The organism is Komagataeibacter saccharivorans, from assembly GCF_003207825.1.
Lineage (GTDB): Bacteria > Pseudomonadota > Alphaproteobacteria > Acetobacterales > Acetobacteraceae > Komagataeibacter > Komagataeibacter saccharivorans.
Genome location: NZ_NKTY01000005.1, coordinates 101,242 through 119,532, shown reverse-complemented (window position 1 = coordinate 119,532; position 18,291 = coordinate 101,242). Strand labels below are relative to the sequence as shown.

At 63.3% G+C, this 18,291-nt stretch carries 14 protein-coding genes and 1 tRNA gene; 7 read left to right on the top strand and 8 right to left on the bottom strand.

Translation table 11 applies throughout. The annotated features are described in order from the left end of the window. Positions 1–45: 45 nt before the first annotated feature. A complete protein-coding gene (gene def, locus CFR79_RS05130) occupies positions 46–588 on the bottom strand; it encodes a peptide deformylase (RefSeq protein WP_102324573.1) in 543 nt (180 codons plus the stop codon). A gap of 229 nt (positions 589–817) precedes the next feature. Here def and CFR79_RS05125 point away from each other — a divergent pair, with 229 nt between their 5' ends. Both CFR79_RS05125 and CFR79_RS05120 read left to right on the top strand, forming a co-directional pair. Further along, complete coding sequence (locus CFR79_RS05125) at positions 818–1,291, top strand: Hsp20 family protein (protein WP_102324572.1); 474 nt, start codon at positions 818–820, stop codon at positions 1,289–1,291. A gap of 82 nt (positions 1,292–1,373) precedes the next feature. Beyond that, positions 1,374–1,637 carry a DUF1150 family protein gene (locus CFR79_RS05120; protein ID WP_102324571.1) on the top strand — a complete coding sequence of 88 codons (264 nt, stop codon included), beginning with the start codon at positions 1,374–1,376 and terminating at the stop codon, positions 1,635–1,637. Between the two features lie 130 nt (positions 1,638–1,767). Here CFR79_RS05120 and hpf read toward each other — a convergent pair whose 3' ends face one another. The 7 genes from hpf to CFR79_RS05085 form a co-directional block, all read right to left on the bottom strand. Next, positions 1,768–2,394 carry a ribosome hibernation-promoting factor, HPF/YfiA family gene (hpf, locus tag CFR79_RS05115; RefSeq protein WP_110547134.1) on the bottom strand — a complete coding sequence of 209 codons (627 nt, stop codon included), beginning with the start codon at positions 2,392–2,394 and terminating at the stop codon, positions 1,768–1,770. Positions 2,395–2,671: 277 nt separating this feature from the next. After that, positions 2,672–3,448 (bottom strand): LPS export ABC transporter ATP-binding protein, encoded by a 777-nt coding sequence (lptB, locus tag CFR79_RS05110; RefSeq protein ID WP_102324569.1) that lies wholly within the window; start codon positions 3,446–3,448, stop codon positions 2,672–2,674. Next, positions 3,445–4,758 carry a hypothetical protein gene (locus tag CFR79_RS05105; RefSeq protein ID WP_110547133.1) on the bottom strand — a complete coding sequence of 438 codons (1,314 nt, stop codon included), beginning with the start codon at positions 4,756–4,758 and terminating at the stop codon, positions 3,445–3,447. Before CFR79_RS05105 ends, lptB begins: the two co-directional genes overlap by 4 nt. Then, positions 4,758–5,495 carry an LPS export ABC transporter periplasmic protein LptC gene (lptC, locus tag CFR79_RS05100; RefSeq protein ID WP_102324567.1) on the bottom strand — a complete coding sequence of 246 codons (738 nt, stop codon included), beginning with the start codon at positions 5,493–5,495 and terminating at the stop codon, positions 4,758–4,760. Before lptC ends, CFR79_RS05105 begins: the two co-directional genes overlap by 1 nt. Then, on the bottom strand, positions 5,492–6,547 hold the full coding sequence (locus CFR79_RS05095) for a KpsF/GutQ family sugar-phosphate isomerase (RefSeq protein ID WP_102324566.1): 1,056 nt from the start codon (positions 6,545–6,547) through the stop codon (positions 5,492–5,494). The genes lptC and CFR79_RS05095 overlap by 4 nt, the downstream gene beginning before the upstream one ends. A 52-nt stretch (positions 6,548–6,599) precedes the next feature. Then, positions 6,600–7,247 (bottom strand): ribonuclease D, encoded by a 648-nt coding sequence (locus CFR79_RS05090; protein WP_102324565.1) that lies wholly within the window; start codon positions 7,245–7,247, stop codon positions 6,600–6,602. A 250-nt stretch (positions 7,248–7,497) separates the two neighbouring features. After that, positions 7,498–7,584, bottom strand: a tRNA-Leu gene (locus CFR79_RS05085). A gap of 223 nt (positions 7,585–7,807) precedes the next feature. On the opposite strand from CFR79_RS05085, the gene CFR79_RS05080 reads away from it, so the two are divergent. From CFR79_RS05080 to CFR79_RS05060, 5 genes are all read left to right on the top strand, one after another. Then, complete coding sequence (locus CFR79_RS05080) at positions 7,808–8,713, top strand: complex I NDUFA9 subunit family protein (protein ID WP_110547132.1); 906 nt, start codon at positions 7,808–7,810, stop codon at positions 8,711–8,713. A 166-nt stretch (positions 8,714–8,879) separates the two neighbouring features. Then, positions 8,880–10,334 (top strand): NAD(P)-dependent oxidoreductase, encoded by a 1,455-nt coding sequence (locus CFR79_RS05075; RefSeq protein ID WP_110547131.1) that lies wholly within the window; start codon positions 8,880–8,882, stop codon positions 10,332–10,334. 2 nt (positions 10,335–10,336) lie between these two features. Then, complete coding sequence (gltB, locus tag CFR79_RS05070) at positions 10,337–14,869, top strand: glutamate synthase large subunit (RefSeq protein ID WP_110547130.1); 4,533 nt, start codon at positions 10,337–10,339, stop codon at positions 14,867–14,869. Between the two features lie 194 nt (positions 14,870–15,063). Continuing rightward, entirely contained in the window at positions 15,064–16,917 is a 1,854-nt protein-coding gene (locus CFR79_RS05065) for a M3 family oligoendopeptidase (RefSeq protein ID WP_110547129.1), read from the top strand. Further along, positions 16,898–18,289 carry an ABC1 kinase family protein gene (locus tag CFR79_RS05060; RefSeq protein ID WP_110547128.1) on the top strand — a complete coding sequence of 464 codons (1,392 nt, stop codon included), beginning with the start codon at positions 16,898–16,900 and terminating at the stop codon, positions 18,287–18,289. Before CFR79_RS05065 ends, CFR79_RS05060 begins: the two co-directional genes overlap by 20 nt. The last annotated feature ends 2 nt before the right edge of the window (positions 18,290–18,291 follow it).

Below are 18,291 nucleotides of genomic sequence, written 5' to 3'. Positions count from 1 at the left end.
GCCGTGGTTCCGGCGGTGGTCCGCAGGGGCGTTCAGCGGGGCTGATCAGTTCTTCTGGCGCTGTTCCTTGGCCAGCCGACGCATGATCATGTTGCGCTTGAGCGTGGACAGATGATCAACGAACAGGATGCCTTCGAGATGGTCGATTTCATGCTGCAGGCAGGTCGCCAGCAGGCCGTCGGCCTCCAGTTCCTGCTGCCTGCCGTCCATGTCCTGATAACGCACGCGCACGGCTTCGGGGCGGACAACCTCGGCATACTGGTTGGGCAGCGACAGGCATCCTTCTTCCCGTGCGGCCATGCCGTCCGTTTCGGCAATGACTTCGGGGTTTATCAGCACGATCGGGTTGCGCTTCTCGTCCTTGTCCGCCACGTCCACGATGGCGAAGCGCATGCCCAGCCCCACCTGCGGGGCCGCAAGCCCGATACCGGGGGCCTGGTACATGGCGGAGAACATGCGGGGAATGGTGGTGCGCAGTTCGCTCATGTCCTCGGGCCGGACAAGGCGGGTTTTCTGGCGCAGGACCGCCTGGGGTGCGACCAGGATCGGCATGGGGGTCGCCTGAGCGATGACATCATGATCAATCATAGTTCGCCATTTAGCGTTTCCACACACGGGATGCCAGTGGGTGATGCAGCCAAAATGCCCGTAAACGGGGCATATGTACGGTTATGGGGGCGTACCCTTGCGTATGGCTATTATTCTACCATATCGTGAAGGGATGGAAGGCGGGCGCCGTTCCGGGTCCGTTTTTTCCGTTTCCTGTCTCGCTCAAGCAGAGGAGGCCGATTTGTCGGGAAGAGTTTTCGGGTCGCCCATGTTTCTGGGGTTTGACCATCTGGAGCAGATGCTCGAACGCGCATCCAAGAATGCGTCGGACGGGTATCCGCCCTATAATATAGAACAGGTCAGCCCAACGACCCTGCGCATCACACTGGCTGTCGCCGGGTTCGTGATGGAAGACCTGCACATAACACAGGAAGACAACCAGCTTGTCATTCGCGGGCGGCAGAGTGATGACGGTCAGGGCCGCATCTTCCTGCACCGTGGCATCGCGGCGCGCCAGTTCCAGAAGGCTTTCGTACTGGCCGAAGGAATCGAGGTCGGCGGCGCGTGGATGGATAATGGCCTGCTGCATATCGAACTGACCCGTCCCCAGCCCGAAGCCCGGATACGCAAGATCGAGATCTCGCGTGCGCCGGTGGCGCCGTCGCATGAACGTGTTCCGCCCGTGGTGGATGTGCCGCCCGCGCGCAAACAACGTGTCGTGAGGGTGATTGACGAGGAATGACAGCCTGCGCCGTAATGGAACGGCCCATGTTGCGATGCGAGGAAGAAGGGTGACATCCCTTCATGATGCAGGAGAGAACGTGATGAGAGTCACAACACAGAATGGCCGGGTCCTGCTGCATAACGAGGCGGAGACGCCGGTATGCGATCCCCACACGATCAGCACGGGTGAACTGCGTGGACTGGGCGTGGAATCGGTTGCCTATATCCGGGCAATTCAGGTGGATGGAGAAGATGCCTTTGCCATCCATGCCGCTGATGGCACGCCAATGGCGGTGACGGATGACCGGGAAACGGCGGTCAACGCCATCCTCCAGCACGAGATGATGCCGGTCCCGCTGCACTGATGGACTGACGGTAACCGTCAGCAGCCTTACATTTTTATGGCCCTGTCCCGCATGTCGGGACAGGGCCGGTTTGTATGGAAGGGTCACGATGCTGCCCGCCCGCACTGGCGCGCGGCGCGGGCAGGGCGGGTCAGCCGTCCTGCGGGCTGGCCGAAGGATCAAGCCAGCCGATGTTCCCGTCCGGCCGACGGTAGAGCACATTGACCGTATCGGTCGCGCTGTTGCGGAAAAGCTGGATCTGGCTGTCGGCAAGATCGAAGCGCATGACGGCTTCGCTGACGCTCAGCGTCACGATCTCGGCCGGGTGTTCGGCAATAATGGTGGCGTAGGGGCCGGTCGCGGGCAGGGACGCGTCTTCCTCCTCGGCGGGGGTTTCCTCATCCGTGGCGGCTGCTTCGGTCATGCCGGGGCGCAGGACATAGTCACGACCGATTTCCGGCATCTGCTGGCGGGTTTTGAGGTGACTGTGGTTGGTGGCCTTGCGGTGGTAGCGGCGCAGGCGGCGCGCAATGTGTTCCGCCGCGTCATCGAAGGCGGAATTGGCATCGGCGGCTTCGCCTTCACCGCGCAGGGTCAGGCCGCGCGTGGCATGAAGATTGATGTCACAGGTAAAAAACGAACGCGCACGGCTGAAGGTCACGCGTGCTTCCATGGCCTGTCCGAAATACTTTTCCGAAATACGGTCCAGATGGGCGCTTACCCGGTATTTCAGGGCATCGGACAGGTCGATCTGTTTTCCGGCAACACTGATGTGCATAAGGGGCAACTCCTTATAAAATCACAGCGCAGTCGCATGCGGGAGACGGAATACGTTCAGTCAGCTATTGTTTCAGTCAGGGTGACGATCCTGCTCCCGTAGGCGTGCATGATAGGGGTGGTTGCGTTGTACCTGTCGGGCACATGATCCCGAACGGGTACATTTGGGCACGGTTCCCCGCCTGCTGTCCATGCTTTCCCTGCATGAAAGACTACAGTTTTTTTACAGCCCGCCCCCTTGCGCGGGGGCGCAGAAATACAGGGTGGGGACCGCAGGCTTACAGCGTGAATTTTTCACCCAGATAGACACGGCGCACATCTTCGTTCGCCACGATCTCCTCTGGCCGCCCTTCGGTCAGGACCTGCCCGCTATGCATGATATAGGCCCGGTCGATCACTTCCAGCGTCTCACGCACGTTATGGTCGGTAATCAGCACGCCGATGCCACGGTCCTTCAGGTGGGCCACCAGATCACGGATTTCCCCCACCGCGATGGGGTCGATACCGGCCAGCGGTTCGTCAAGCAGGATATAATGCGGCTGGCTGGCCAGCGCGCGGGCGATTTCCAGCCGTCGCCGCTCCCCCCCCGACAGGGCGAGGGAGGGGGAATGACGCAGCCGTGTGATGCCGAACTCCCCCAGCAGGCCATCAAGCATCGTCTGGCGCCGGTCGGGGTCGGGTTCGACGATCTCAAGGGCGGCCATGATGTTCTGTTCGACATTAAGGCCACGGAAAATGCTCGATTCCTGCGGCAGGTAGCCAATGCCCATCCGCGCGCGGCGATACATGGGCAACTGCGTGATGTCCGCGCCATCCAGCGTGATGGTGCCCATGTCGGGACGCACCAGCCCCACGATCATGTAGAAGCTGGTGGTCTTGCCCGCGCCGTTCGGGCCAAGCAGGGCCACGGCCTCCCCACGCTGGACCTGTAGCGACACATCACGCACGACCTGCCGTTTCTTGTAGCTTTTGCCGATGCCGCTGGCGATCAGCCCGGCGGAGGGGGCAGGCGGTTCGGCGGTCTGGGGACCATCGGATGGCTGTGTCATGTTCATCTTGCTGATCCCTTGTCACCTTTTCCGGCCTGATTGGGTATGATCAGGCCACTGACGCGTGAGCCGGGGCTGTCGGTCAGGGTGGCGATATCGGTGTGCATGTTCACGATGGCCGCCGTACCACTGACCTGATTTTCCCCACGGGTGATATGCACGTCACCCACCAGCCGGGCAATGCCCGTATCGGGCACGTATACGCCCCGGTCGCCTGTCACGGTTTCCGTGCGGGTCCGGATCACGATGTGACCGAAAGCGTTCATATGGTCCATCGTGCCCGCGCCGGGGGCCGGTCTGTCATTGGCGGTGGCGGCTGTTCCGGCGGGCTGGGACGCATCGGGCGCGCCATTTGCATTCCCCGGCTGGCTACCGGTGTGATCACGGCCCGGATGGGTGCGCTGGTCCTTTGGCTTGTCATAGCCCACCAGTACGTCGGCGCGCATCTGGCGGCCATCATTCGTGGTCATGGTCGCGTTGCCGCGGGCGACGGACATATGTTCGCGCGAATGGTATTCCAGCACGTCCCGCGCCGTCAGGATATCCTGCGGGGATGTCATTTTCAGGTGCGCGCCCGTCATGACCAGAACGGCCTGGTCCATGTCATAGACCGCATGGTCGCCCCATGCCTGGTCATTGGTGTTGAAGGCATGGACATGACCGATGGCTTCCAGGCGATAGACCTCGCTCGCGCCGCCGCCATCGCCGCCATCGGACGGTGGGCCGCCTGCGCTTGCAGCACCTTTGTCGCCACCGGGCGCACCGGCGGGCGCAGGTCCATCGGGTGTGGGCAGATCCTGCGGCAGCACATCGGTCGCGGTCGCAAGGCTGGTATCCACATCCCCTGCGCCCCCGGCTGTTGCGGCTGCCGGGACGGCCGGTTGCGTTCCTGCTGCCGTGGGGGCTGGGGAAGCCTGCGTATTCGCGGGCTGGGTCGGGTCATCGACAATATGCGGGCGACGGGTTTCGACCGGTGGGGCAATGCCCAGATGGGCGGATAGGGGGGCGTCCGCTCCCGGTGGGCCGGGCCGGGGCGTGGCGGCCTGTCCTGTCGCCACAGTGGCGGTCGTGGGCGTTTTCTTGCGGTAATAGGCGATCAGCCGGTCCGCCCGCACGGTCACATCCCCACGGATGGCCTGCGCCTGATCATAGGCGGTGACGGTCTGCGCGTTCTGGTCCCAGTCGAAGCCACCCAGCGCGGTGACGTTGACCTGCTGCCCATGGGACATGTCCAGCCCCTGCGCCATGGCGGGGCCTGCCACGACCAGCCCGAGCAGAACCCCGCCAAACGACAGGTGGGAGGATACGCGCGCCATCAGTTCGATCTTTCCGCTGCGTTGAGGATCATGCGACCGGGGCCACGAAACAGCATGATGCCGCCCCGCGTGTCCAGCATGCTGCCGCCTGCGTCGATGGTCCCGATCGGGCCTTCACCATGAATCCAGCTATCGGATACGATGATGTTGTGGCGCATGTCGATATCCGCGCTGGGGGTAAGCATGATGGTCCCGTCATTGCGATAGAGGGTGACGTCGTGCGTAAGGTTCAGCAACTGGCTGTGCTGGATATACACGCCATCGCGCGCGGTGACATACAGCCAGTTCCGGTCATCCAGCAATATGTCGGCGGCTGCATTCGTAAGGTCGATCCGCTCGTTCGATATCTGGCGGGCTTCATCGGCGGTGACCATGTAGGGGTGGTCGTGATCGTCCAGACCGCGATAGGTCGGGTTGAGCATGCTGCCGCTTTTCACGCGCACCCGGCTCATCTGCGCCATGGTGCCGGTATGCATGATCACCGCGCGTTCAACCGCAGGCCACGCAGCGATGGAGCCAAGCAGGACAAGGGCAAGCAGCGGCAGAACCCATTTGGCCGAACGCAGGATCGTCTGGCGGCGCGCAAGGGATTCCGCATTGGGCAGCAGGCGCGTGCGGGTGGACTGGTCGAATATGCTGCGCTGGCGTTCGATGTCGGCGGCGCTGCGGGCGTAATCCTCGCGTTGGATGCCGCCGGGATCGGTGCCGGTATCCCTGTCGTCGGTCGGCTCGGTCATGCAACGCCGGCACGCAGCAGGTCATGTAGATGCACGATGCCAACCGGGTGCCCGCCTTCATCCAGCGCGAAGATGCTGGAGATCGGGCGCGGGCGGTCGTTCATGATGCGCAGGGCCTCCGCCGCCAGCACATCGGGGCCGATGGTCTGGGGATGGGCGTTCATGATGTCGGCGGCGCAGGTGTGGTCCAGATCCTGTTCCAGCGCAAGGCGCAGGTCGCGGTCGGTAATCAGGCCGATCAGCCGGTTGCCCTCATCCACAACGCCCATGCAGCCGAAGGTCTTGCGGGTCATTTCCATGATGACCTGCCGCAGCGGCATGGTGGGATGGCCCAGCGGCATGCGGTCGCCGCCGTGCATCAGTTCCTGCACACGGCGCAACTGCGTCCCCAGCCGGCCACCGGGATGGAAAATGCCGAAATCATTGGCGCTGAACCCCCGGCGCTGCAGCAGCACGATGGCCAGCGCATCGCCCAGCGCAAGCTGCATGGTGGAACTGGTGGTGGGGGCCAGGCCGATGGGGCAGGCTTCGGGCGCGTAGGGAAGCAGCAGCCCGATATCCGCCGTGCGGGCCAGCGTGGAATGCGCGCGCGATGTCATGGCGATCAGCAGCAGGCCGAACCGGCGGGTGTGGGAAATGATGTCCGCCATTTCCGCCGTTTCACCCGAATTGGAAATGGCAAGGACCGCATCACCCTTCTGCAGCATGCCCAGATCCCCGTGCGAGGCTTCTGCCGGATGCACGAAAATCGCGGGCGTGCCGGTGGAAGCCAGCGTCGCCTGTATCTTGCGCCCGATATGCCCCGACTTGCCAATGCCGGTCACGACCACGCGCATATTGCCCGACAGGATGCGCTCGACAACCTCGATGAAGGCGGCGCCAAGTCCCTCCTGATCGGGCGTGGACGGGGCTTCCAGTGCGCTGATCATGGCGTGCAGGCCAGCGGATTCCGTGCGCAGCACGTTGCATGCCTCCGCCAGCATATGGAGATGCTGCGGCGTGGCGCTTTCGCCGATATTGGCGGTAAGGGAAGGTGAAAGGCTGCTGTTCATGCCCGACCTGCTATCATCATGGAATGGCTCCGGTCAGACCGGGGGCGCTCTATCAGGCGGCCCGGTGTGCGAAAATATCCGGTTCCCCATAGCCCAGAATATCCAGCCGGGCGCGGGTGGGCATGAAATCGTAGCATGCCTGCGCCAGTTCGCGCCGCCCCTCGCGGAGCAGCAGGGCTTCGAGTTTTTCCCACAATGCATGTAGGTACAGCACGTCGGAGGCGGCATAGGCAAGCTGTTCGGGCGTAAGCTGCGGCGCCCCCCAGTCCGAGGACTGCTGCTGCTTGCTCAGATCCACCCCGAGCATGTCCCGGCACAGATTGGCCAGCCCGTGGCGGTCGGTATAGGTGCGTACCAGCTTGGATGCGATCTTGGTGCAGATGCACGGCGCTACCGTGATGTCGAGCGTGTGCTGGAGGATCGCCACGTCAAAGCGGGCGAAATGCATGATCTTGGGCCGGTCCGGGTCGGTCAGCACGCGTACGAGGTTGGGGCAGTCCGCCGCTGTGACGCCAGCGGGCATCTGCACCAGATGGGCATGTCCGTCACCACCTGAAAGCTGCACGAGACAGAGCCGGTCACGATGCGGGTTCAGCCCCATCGTTTCCGTATCGACGGCAACGGCGGCGGGAAACGTAACGTCCGCCGGCAGGTCGCCGCGATGGAAATGGATGCTCTCGGGTGCTGGGCTTACAGCCATGTGGAAATTGCTCCGTCACGATGGTCAGTTCACGGTGGCAGGTCTGGAACGCAACCGCAAGGAAGGCAATCCGTTCTCTGTTCGCCGGGTCCCGGATGTGGGGCGCGGACTGTGGGCCTGTACGTAAATTGTGTGTTCGTGGGCGGTTTACACCAATTTGAACGGGCGAACAGGCAAAAAGATAACGGGACAGTCCCCGAGGGGCTGTCCTGACCGCCCCCGGAGGGGTTTATTATCTTTTTAGGAGAGATGGTGCCCAGAAGAAGACTCGAACTTCCACGACCTTGCGGCCACAGGTACCTGAAACCTGCGCGTCTACCAATTCCGCCATCTGGGCTCAGAGGCTCCCCAGCGGAGGCCGCCGGGGTGGTGTGAGCGCTGTTTAGTCCGGCACGCCGGGGCGGTCAACAGGGTAAATGCATTTTTTTGAAAACAGGCGCATTTTTTCTTTCGGGCCTGTCCGTGCGGTGGAAGGAGGGGTGGAAAAAGCGAATGCCTTCATCCGTCCTCAAAGGCGCAGGATACGCCCACGATTACCAACCCCGGAACGGGAGCAGGGAATGACACGCAGGGTGGCGACGGTTTTTGGTGGTAGCGGCTTTGTGGGCCGCCACGTTGTGCAGCGGCTGGCGCAGGCTGGATATGTGGTGCGCGTGGCCGCACGCGCCGCCACCAGCGCAGCGGGCCTGCGCATGCTGGGTGACGTGGGGCAGATCGTGCCGATTGTCGCCTCCATTACCGAGGAGGCAGCCTGTGTCGCCGCCATCGAGGGGAGTGAACTGGTCGTAAACCTGGTAGGCATTCTCTCGCCCCACGGGGCTGCGACGTTCGATGCCATCCATGTGCAGGGTGCGGGACGCGTGGCCCGGCTGTGCGCCGCAGCGGGGGCGGGGCGGCTTGTCCATGTTTCCGCGCTGGGGGCGACGATGGACAGCCCATCGGCTTACGCGCGCAGCAAGGCGGCGGGAGAAGCGGCGGTCAGCCAGTGCATGCCCGAAGCGGTGATCGTGCGGCCGTCGCTCATATTCGGTCAGGAAGGGTCGTTTCCCAACATGTTCGCCCGCATGGCCCGGATGCTGCCTGTCATGCCGGTCTATGCGGGGACGACGCGTTTCCAGCCGGTATGGGTCGGGGACGTGGCGGAGGGGATTGTCCGTATCGCAGCCGGAGGGGAGGACATGGCGGGCGCTATTTTCGAATTCGGTGGCCCCCGTATCCTGACCATGCGCCAGATCGTGGCATGGGCGGCGCGATGGGCCGGACATCCACGCCCGCTTGTGGCCGTGCCGCGATGGCTGGCGCTGCTGCAGGGCGGCATACTCGAACACCTGCCGGGCCGGGTGCTGACGCGCGATCAGGTGAGGCTGCTATATGTCGATAATGTCGTGGCCCCCGGCGCGCGCACGATTGCCATGCTGGGCATTGCCCCATCTCCGATGGATCTGATCCTGACCGGGATGCCGTAAGACAGAAAACTTCGGTTTTTCGGTATTTTTCAGCATATTTCGGTATTAAGGTCAGTACTACTGTCTTTTATTGGCGCGGGGTGTTGCGTAAGACCTGTGCCACGTCGCGGGCACGCCTGTCGTGCCTGCCGCGTTCCTTACCTTCACGCACACCGGGGGCAGACCGATGGCCGAGCGCATGCTGAAATTCGTCTCTGTGGCGCAGGAGCAGCCGGACAAACGGCCTGCCGAGGCGCGCCGCAAGGATTTTAACGAGATTTACGCCGAATTCGTACCCGCGAAGGCCGAAACGCAGGCCTCGCGCTGTTCGCAGTGCGGCGTGCCCTTCTGCTCGGTGCACTGTCCGCTGGGCAACAACATTCCCGACTGGCTGATGATGACGGCGGCAGGCCGGATGCAGGAGGCGTATGAACTCTCCTCCGCAACCAACACCTTCCCCGAGATCTGTGGCCGCATCTGCCCGCAGGACCGCCTGTGCGAAGGGAACTGCGTGATCGAGGAAGGGTTCGAAAGCGTCACCATCGGCGCGGTGGAACGCTACATCACGGATACCGCCTTCGATAACGGCTGGGTCAGGCCAGTCGTGCCGGTAGCCGAACGCAATGAAAGCGTGGCCATCATCGGGGCCGGTCCCGGTGGTCTGGCGGCTGCCGTGCAGTTGCGCGAACAGGGCTATCAGGTCCACGTCTACGACCGTTACGACCGCATTGGCGGCCTGCTGATGTATGGCATCCCCGGCTTCAAGCTGGAGAAGGACATTGTCACGCGCCGCCACAAGCTGCTGGTGGAATCGGGCATTACCTTCCATCTCGGCAAGGGGGTTGGTGATACTGACGGGGCGGACAGCATCGCGTTCTCCACCCTGCGTGCGCGCCATGACAGCGTGCTGATCGCGACGGGTGTGTACAAGTCGCGCGATATCGGCGGTCCCGGCGCGGGGCTGGGCGGCATCGTGCGCGCGCTGGATTACCTGACCGCGTCCAACCGTGTCTCGCTTGGGGATACGGTCGCGGAATATGACAGTGGCGAACTGAATGCGGCAGGCAAGTCGGTTGTGGTGATCGGCGGTGGCGATACGGCCATGGACTGCGTGCGCACGGCCATCCGGCAGGGCGCGAAATCGGTCAAATGCCTGTACCGCCGCGACCGCGCCAACATGCCCGGTTCGGTGCGTGAAGTGAAAAACGCCGAGGAAGAAGGTGTCGAGTTCGTATGGCTCGCAGCCCCGCAGGCGTTTGAAGGCGACAGCAGCGTAACGGGTGTGCGCGCCAGCCGCATGAAGCTGGGCCTGCCCGACGCGAGCGGTCGCCAGTCGGTCGAACCGGTTGAAAACAGTGCGTTTACGCTGGAAGCGGACCTTGTGGTCAAGGCGCTGGGCTTCGATCCCGAACCGCTGCCCACCCTGTGGGGGCAGCCGGAACTGGAGGTTTCACGCTGGGGCACGCTCATGGTCGATCGCAAGACATTCATGACCAGCCTGCCCGGCGTGTTTGCGGCAGGCGATATCGTGCGCGGGGCCAGTCTGGTTGTGTGGGCCATCCGCGACGGTCGTGACGCGGCAGCCCGGATGCACGAATGGCTTGAGGAAATGACGGCGGCGCAGGCCGAGGTGGCGGAGTAAGCATGATGGACCAGTTTGAACAGCAGCCGACCGATTTCGTGCAGGAATGGGAAGCGAACGCCAAAGCCATCTCCGGCCTGTACAGCCCGGCGGATGAGCATGACGCCTGTGGCGTGGGCATGGTTGCGGCACTGGATGGCAAGCCGCGCCGCGACGTGGTGGAAGCCGGTATCGCGGCACTGAAGGCCGTGTGGCACCGTGGCGCGGTCGATGCAGACGGCAAGACCGGCGATGGCGCAGGCATCCATGTCGAGATCCCGCAGGACTTCTTTGCCGATGCGATCCACGCAGGCGGCGCCGAAGGCGGCGTGGACAGCCAGATCGCCGTTGGCATGGTCTTTCTGCCCAAGACCGATATCGCGGCGCAGGAACGCTGCCGCCAGATCATCGAAAGCGAAATCCTTGCTTTCGGCTACAGCATCTATGGCTGGCGGCAGGTGCCGATCAACACCGACTGTATCGGTGAAAAGGCCAACGCCACCCGCCCGGAAATCGAGCAGATCCTGATCCGCAACCTGCCCGGCAGCGCGGAAGACGAGTTCGAGCGCGACCTGTACATCATCCGCCGCCGGATTGAAAAAAGCGCGATCGCCAATCAGGTGGACCTGTATGTGTGTTCGCTGTCGTGCCGGTCGCTGATCTACAAGGGCATGTTCCTGGCCGAACATCTGACGGTGTTCTATCCCGACCTGCTCGACCCGCGTTTCGTCAGCCGTTTCGCGATCTATCACCAGCGTTATTCGACCAACACCTTCCCCACATGGAAGCTGGCCCAGCCTTTCCGTCGCCTTGCCCATAATGGTGAAATCAACACCATTTCGGGCAATGTGAACTGGATGAAAAGCCACGAGACGCGGCTGGCCGATCCCGTGCTGGACCCGTATATGGAAGACCTCAAGCCCGTCGTGCAGGCGCAGGGGTCCGATACGGCGTGTTTCGACAATGTGTTCGAACTGCTGACCTTCGCCGGGCGCGACGCCCCCATGGCGCGTTGCCTCATGATCCCGGCCAGCATCGGTGGCAATTCCGCCATGCCGAAGCGGCACAAGGACATGTATTCCTACTGCAATGCCGTGATGGAGCCGTGGGACGGCCCTGCCGCGCTGTGCGCCACGGATGGCCGCTGGCTGGTGGCGGGTCTGGACCGTAGCGGCCTGCGTCCGCTGCGTTATACCGTGACCAGTGACGGGCTGCTGATCGTCGGTTCCGAAACCGGCATGGTCAAGGTGCCCGAAGCCAAGATCGTAAGCCGCGGGCGGCTCGGGCCGGGGCAGTCGCTGGCCCTCGACCTGAAAACGGCGAAACTGTACAGCAATGACGAACTGCTGGACGAACTGGCCGGCCGTCAGGATTTCGGTAGCTGGGTCCAGCGCACGCATGAAATCTCCAGCATCGTGCGCCCCGATGGCAGCGAGCCGGTGCTGTATGACGCCGAAACCCTGCGCCGCCGCCAGCTTGCCGTAGGCATGACGCTGGAAGACCTCGAAACCATTCTCCAGCCGATGGTGGAAAGTGCTTCCGAAGCCATCGGGTCTATGGGCGACGACACGCCGCTTGCGGTGCTGTCCACCCGTTATCGCGGGCTTGCGCATTACTTCCGTCAGGCTTTCAGCCAGGTCACCAACCCGCCCATCGACAGCCTGCGTGAAACGCGGGTGATGAGCCTGGTGACGCGACTGGGCAACCTTGGCAACATCCTTGAGGAAAGCGAGACGCAGTGCGACCTGCTCCAGCTTCCTTCCCCGGTGCTGACCACGGGTGAATTCCAGGCGCTGGTCGAATTTTGTGGCAAGGATGCCTGCATCATCGACTGCACCTTCCCTGCGGCGGAGGGCGAAGCCGGACTGCGCAGCGCCATTGCACGCATCCGCGCGGAAGCCGAGGACCGCGTGCGTCAGGGCTGCACCCATGTATTCCTGACCGATGAACACCAGTCCGGGGACCGGGCCTATATCCCGATGATCCTCGCCACGGCTGCGGTGCATACGCATCTGGTGCGGCAGTCGCTGCGGACCTTCACCTCGCTGAACGTGCGTTCCGCCGGTGCGCTCGATGTGCATGCCATTGCGGTGACGATCGGCGTGGGTGCCACCACGGTCAATCCGTATCTGGCGCAGGAAAGCATCGCGGACCGGCACCGGCGCGGGCTGTTCGGCAACCTGTCACTGTCGGATTCGGTCGAGCGGTATCGCAAGGCGGTCAACAAGGGCCTGCTCAAGATCATGTCCAAGATGGGCATTTCCATCGTGGCATCCTATCGCGGCGGCTATAATTTCGAGGCCATCGGCCTGTCGCGCGCGCTGACGGCGGAATTCTTCCCCGGCATGCCCTCGCGCATTTCCGGCATCGGCCTGACCGGCATCGCGCGCAATGTGCTGAGCTTCCATCACAAGGCATGGAACAGGCAGGTTGAGACGCTGTCCGTCGGTGGGCGTTACAAGCTGCGCCGCAGCGGTGAAGTCCATGCCTTTGACGGCAACCTGATCCACATGCTCCAGACCGCCGTGGCGACGGGCAGCTTCTCGGTCTACCAGCGTTACGCGGATGCAGTGCGCCGCCAGCCGCCGGTGGCGCTGCGCGACCTGCTGGACTTCCGTGGCGGGCGCACGCCCATCCCCGTGGAATCGGTCGAAAGCATCACGGAACTGCGCAAGCGCCTGATCGCGCCGGGCATCTCGCTGGGTGCGCTCAGCCCCGAAGCGCATGAGACGCTGTCGATCGCCATGAACCGCATCGGTGCGAAGTCCGATTCGGGTGAGGGCGGTGAAGATCCGGCCCGCGCGAAGCCGCGCGCCAATGGTGATAACGCATCGTCGGCCATCAAGCAGATCGCATCGGGCCGTTTTGGCGTGACCGCGCAGTACCTCAATGACTGCCGCGAGATCGAGATCAAGATGGCGCAGGGTGCGAAGCCGGGCGAGGGCGGACAGCTTCCCGGCTTCAAGGTGACGGGCCTGATCGCCCGGCTGCGTCATGCGACCGAAGGTGTGACCCTGATCTCGCCCCCGCCGCATCACGACATCTATTCGATCGAGGATCTGGCCCAGCTCATCTACGACCTCAAGCAGATCAATCCCGAAGCCACGGTTACGGTGAAGCTGGTCGCGCGTTCGGGCATCGGCACGATTGCAGCCGGTGTCGCGAAGGCGAAGGCGGATGCAATCCTGATCTCGGGCCATTCCGGCGGCACGGGTGCAAGCCCGCAGTCCTCGGTCAAATATGCGGGCATGCCGTGGGAACTGGGGCTGGCGGAAGCGCATCAGGTACTGATGCTCAACCGCCTGCGCCACCGGGTGAAGCTGCGTACCGATGGCGGGCTGAAAACCGGGCGCGACGTGGTGATCGCCGCCATGCTGGGCGCGGAAGAATTCGGCATCGGCACCGCCAGCCTCGTCGCCATGGGCTGCATCATGGTGCGTCAGTGCCACTCCAACACCTGCCCGGTGGGCGTATGTACGCAGGATGATGAACTGCGCCGCAAGTTCGAGGGCACGCCGGAGAAGGTGATCAACCTGTTCTCCTTCATTGCCGAGGACGTGCGCAACATCCTTGCCTCGCTGGGCTTCACCTCGCTCAACGAGATCATCGGCCGCACCGACCTGCTGCATCAGGTGCTGCGTGGGGCTGATTATCTGGACGATCTGGACCTCAACTCGCTTCTGGCGCAGGCGGACCCCGGCCCCTATGGCCGCTACTGCACCCGCGAAGGCCGTAACGAGGTGCCGGAGACGCTGGATGCGCAGATGATCGCGGATGCGCGGCCGCTGTTCGACCATGGCGAGAAGATGCAGTTGCAGTACAACGTGCAGAACACGCATCGCGCGATCGGCACGCGCATTTCCTCGCTGATCGTGCGGCAGTTCGGCATGACCAAGCTGGCGCCGGGGCACCTTACGGTGCGTCTGCGTGGGTCGGCGGGGCAGTCGCTGGGCGCGTTTGCGGTGCAGGGCCTCAAGCTTGAGGTGCTGGGCGATGCGAACGACTATGTGGGCAAGGGGCTTTCGGGTGCGACCATCGTGGTCCGTGCCTCCCCGTCCTCCAGCCTTGTGTCGAACGAGAACGCGATTGTCGGCAATACCGTCCTGTATGGCGCGACTGCGGGTGCGCTGTATGCGGCGGGGCAGGCGGGTGAACGTTTTGCCGTGCGTAACTCGGGCGCTACGGCGGTGATCGAAGGGTGTGGATCGAACGGTTGCGAATACATGACCGGCGGCACCGTGGTCATCCTTGGCGAGATTGGCGACAATTTTGGTGCGGGCTTCACCGGCGGCATGGCGTTTGTGTATGACGCAAGCGGCACGTTTGCCGAGCGTGTAAACGCCGATACCGTCATGTGGTGCCGCGTGCAGGACCCGAAATGGGAAGCCGTGCTGCGTGAGCAGGTCGAGATCCATGCACGCGAAACCGGCAGCCGGTATGCCGAACTGCTGCTGCATAACTGGGACAAGACGCTGCCGCGCTTCTGGCAGGTCGTGCCCACGGAATATGCGCGCGTGATCGGTTTCGAAGCACCCGCACTGGCACGTGGTGCGTGAAATCAGGGCTGACCTGATGACGGGATAAGGCGGCGGGGCCGGGCAGCAATGTCCGGCCCTGTCTGTTTTTAAGGCGGAATATCGGCCTGCGGGGTCGCACATGCGACCATGACGCACTAGATTCAGGATAAAGGGAATCGCGGGGCCGGTGCGCATGCGCTGGCTTCGCCCGATCTGATGGGTGTGCCTGATCTATGTCCAAAGCGTATTTTTCCGCCCCCGTGGCCGGTGCCACCACCACATCCCGCGTGCGGCGCGACGTTGCCGGGGAATCCGGTGGCGCACCGGCGCTTGCGGGGCTGCCGCGATGGGATCTGTCGGATCTGTATGACGGGCCGGAAAGCCCGAAGCTCGCCACCGACCTCGATCAGGCCGATGAGGACGCGCAGGCTTTCGCCCGTGTGTGGCAGGGCCGTCTGGACAGCCTGCCCGGCAGCGAACTGGCGCAGGCTCTAGCCGAATACCAGCGCATTGATGAGGTGCTGGGCCGTGCCGGTTCCTATGCCCAGCTTCTGTTCGCGGCCAATACATCGGATTCGGGCGTGGGCCGTTTCGCGCAGTCGATCAATGAACGGCTGACCGGCATTTCAACGCATCTCCTGTTCTTCACGCTGGAAATCAACCGTATCCCCGATGATGTGCTGGCCACGCAGCTTGCGGACCCGGCGCTGGCGCACTGGGGTCCGTTCCTGCGCGACCTGCGGGTTTTCCGGCCCTACCAGCTTTCGGACGAAGTCGAAGCTGTCCTGCATGAAAAATCGGTCACGGGTGCCGCCGCCTGGAACCGCCTGTTCGATGAGACGATGGCCGGCCTGCGCGTGCGTCTGGGCGGGGAGGAAGTCACGCTGGGCAGCGCGCTCGACACCATGTCCAGCCCCGACCGCGCCACGCGTGAACGTGCGGCCCGCGCCATTGGCGATGTGCTGGGGGGGAATGTGAAACTGTTCTCGCTGGTGACGAACACGCTGGCGAAGGACAAGGCCATCATGGACGGGCTGCGCCATTACCCGCGTCCGACTTCCGCGCGCAACTGCGCCAACATGGTCGAGGACGAAGTGGTGGACGCGCTGGTTCAGGCCGTGACCGAAGCCTATCCCCGCCTGTCGCATCGCTATTACGCGCTCAAGGCCAAATGGCTGGGGCTGGAAAAGCTGGAATACTGGGACCGTAACGCCCCGCTTACCACGCAGGACGAACCGCTGATCACATGGCCCGACGCCACCCGGCAGGTCATGGCGGCGTATGAGGGCTTTGACCCGCGCATGGGTAAGGTCGCCCGGCAGTTTTTCGATAACGCATGGATCGACGCCCCGCCTGTTCCGGGCAAGGCGTCCGGTGCCTTCGCCCATCCGACCGTGCCGTCCGCCCATCCCTATCTTCTGCTCAATTACCGTGGGCGCACGCGCGATGTGATGACGCTGGCGCATGAACTGGGGCATGGCGTGCATCAGGTTCTGGCGGGCGAGCAGGGCTATCTCATGTCCAACACGCCGCTGACACTGGCCGAAACCGCCAGCGTGTTTGGCGAGATGCTGACCTTTCGCGCCCTGCTGGATGCGCAGACCGACCCCGCCCGGCGCAGGCTGATGCTGGCCGCCAAGGTGGAGGACATGCTCAATACCGTGGTGCGCCAGATCGCCTTTTACCGGTTCGAGACACTGGTGCATGACGAACGCCGCAAGGGCGAACTGCTGCCCGCGCGTATTGGGGAGATCTGGCGGCAGACGCAGGTTGAAAGCCTGGGCCCGGCCTTCAGCTTTACCCCGGATTACGATGCGTACTGGACCTACATCCCGCATTTCATCCATTCGCCGTTCTATGTGTATGCCTACGCCTTTGGTGATTGTCTGGTAAACGCGCTATACGGGGTTTTCCGGTCCGGTCATCCGGGTTTCCAGGACAAGTATATCGACATGCTGCGCGCAGGCGGCACCAGGCGGCATAAGGAACTGCTGGCCCCGTTCGGACTGGATGCGGCAGACCCCGGATTCTGGCAGAAGGGGCTGGATGTGATCGCCGGATTTATTGATGAACTGGAGCGTGTCTGACGTGGCGGATGAACGGAATCTCGATAATACCGGCCTGTTTGGCGAATTCCGCCGCATGGTGCGTACGTCGGGCACGGTAGGCGGCATCGCGGCGCGTATCGCCGGGCACAAGATGGGGTTCAGGTCCAACCAGACCATCCATGCCGAGGACCTGAAAAGCGTGCTGGGCGGCCTGAAGGGGCCGCTTATGAAGGGCGCGCAGCTTCTGTCCACGATCCCCGGCGCCCTGCCGGAGGAATATGCCAAGGAACTGGCCCAGCTTCAGGCCAATGCGCCCGCCATGGGCTGGAATTTCGTCCGTCGTCGCATGGCTACCGAACTGGGGCCGAACTGGGAGCGTAATTTCCGCTCCTTCAACCGGGAAGCGTCTGCCGCGGCCAGTCTGGGGCAGGTCCATCGCGCGGTGCTGCCCGACGGGCGGCCTGTCGCGTGCAAGCTGCAATATCCCGACATGCGCTCGACCGTGGAATCCGACCTCAAGCAGTTTCGCATGGCGGTGGGGCTGTTTTACCGTCTGGACAGCACGATCTGTCAGGATGACGTGCTGGAAGAACTGCAGGACCGGCTGTACGAGGAACTGGATTACCAGCGTGAAGCGGCGAACATGCGGCTGTATCGCCTCATGCTGGCGCAGTGGTCGGACGTGACCATCCCGGCCCCCATCGACAGCCTGTGTACCCAGCGCCTGCTGACCATGGACTGGGTCAATGGCCGTGGCATCCAGAAGGTGCTGGATACCAATCCCACGCAGGAAGAGCGTAACAGCATGGCCCGCGCCCTGTTCCGGGCATGGTATGCGCCGCTGTACCGCTATGGCGTGATCCATGGCGACCCGCACATGGGCAATTTTACCGTGCGCGATGATTACGGCATCAACCTGCTCGACTTCGGGGCCATCCGCATCTTCCCCGCGCGCTTCGTGCAGGGAATCATCGACCTGCACAGGGCGATCGAGACGGATGACGAGGATCTGGCCTATCATGCCTATCAGGCATGGGGCTTTACCAACATGTCGCGCGATACGATGCGGGTGCTCAATGAATGGGCGCGCTTCATCTATGGTCCGTTGATGGAGGACCGTGAACGCTTCATTCAGGAAGATAACGACCCGCAATATGGCCGCGCGGTGGCTGAACGGGTCTATGCCGGTCTCAAGCGTACGGGGGGCGTGCAGCCGCCGCGTGAATTCGTGCTGGTTGACCGTTCCGCCGTGGGGCTGGGCAGCGTGTTCCTGCGCCTCAGGGCAAAGGTCAACTGGTATCAACTGTTTCAGGAAATGGCCGCCGACTTCGATGAGGCCGCGCTGGCGCGCCGTCAGGCCGAAGCCATGCGCGAAGCCCGCGTGCCGCCGCCGCTTGGCACGCATGGCTGAAC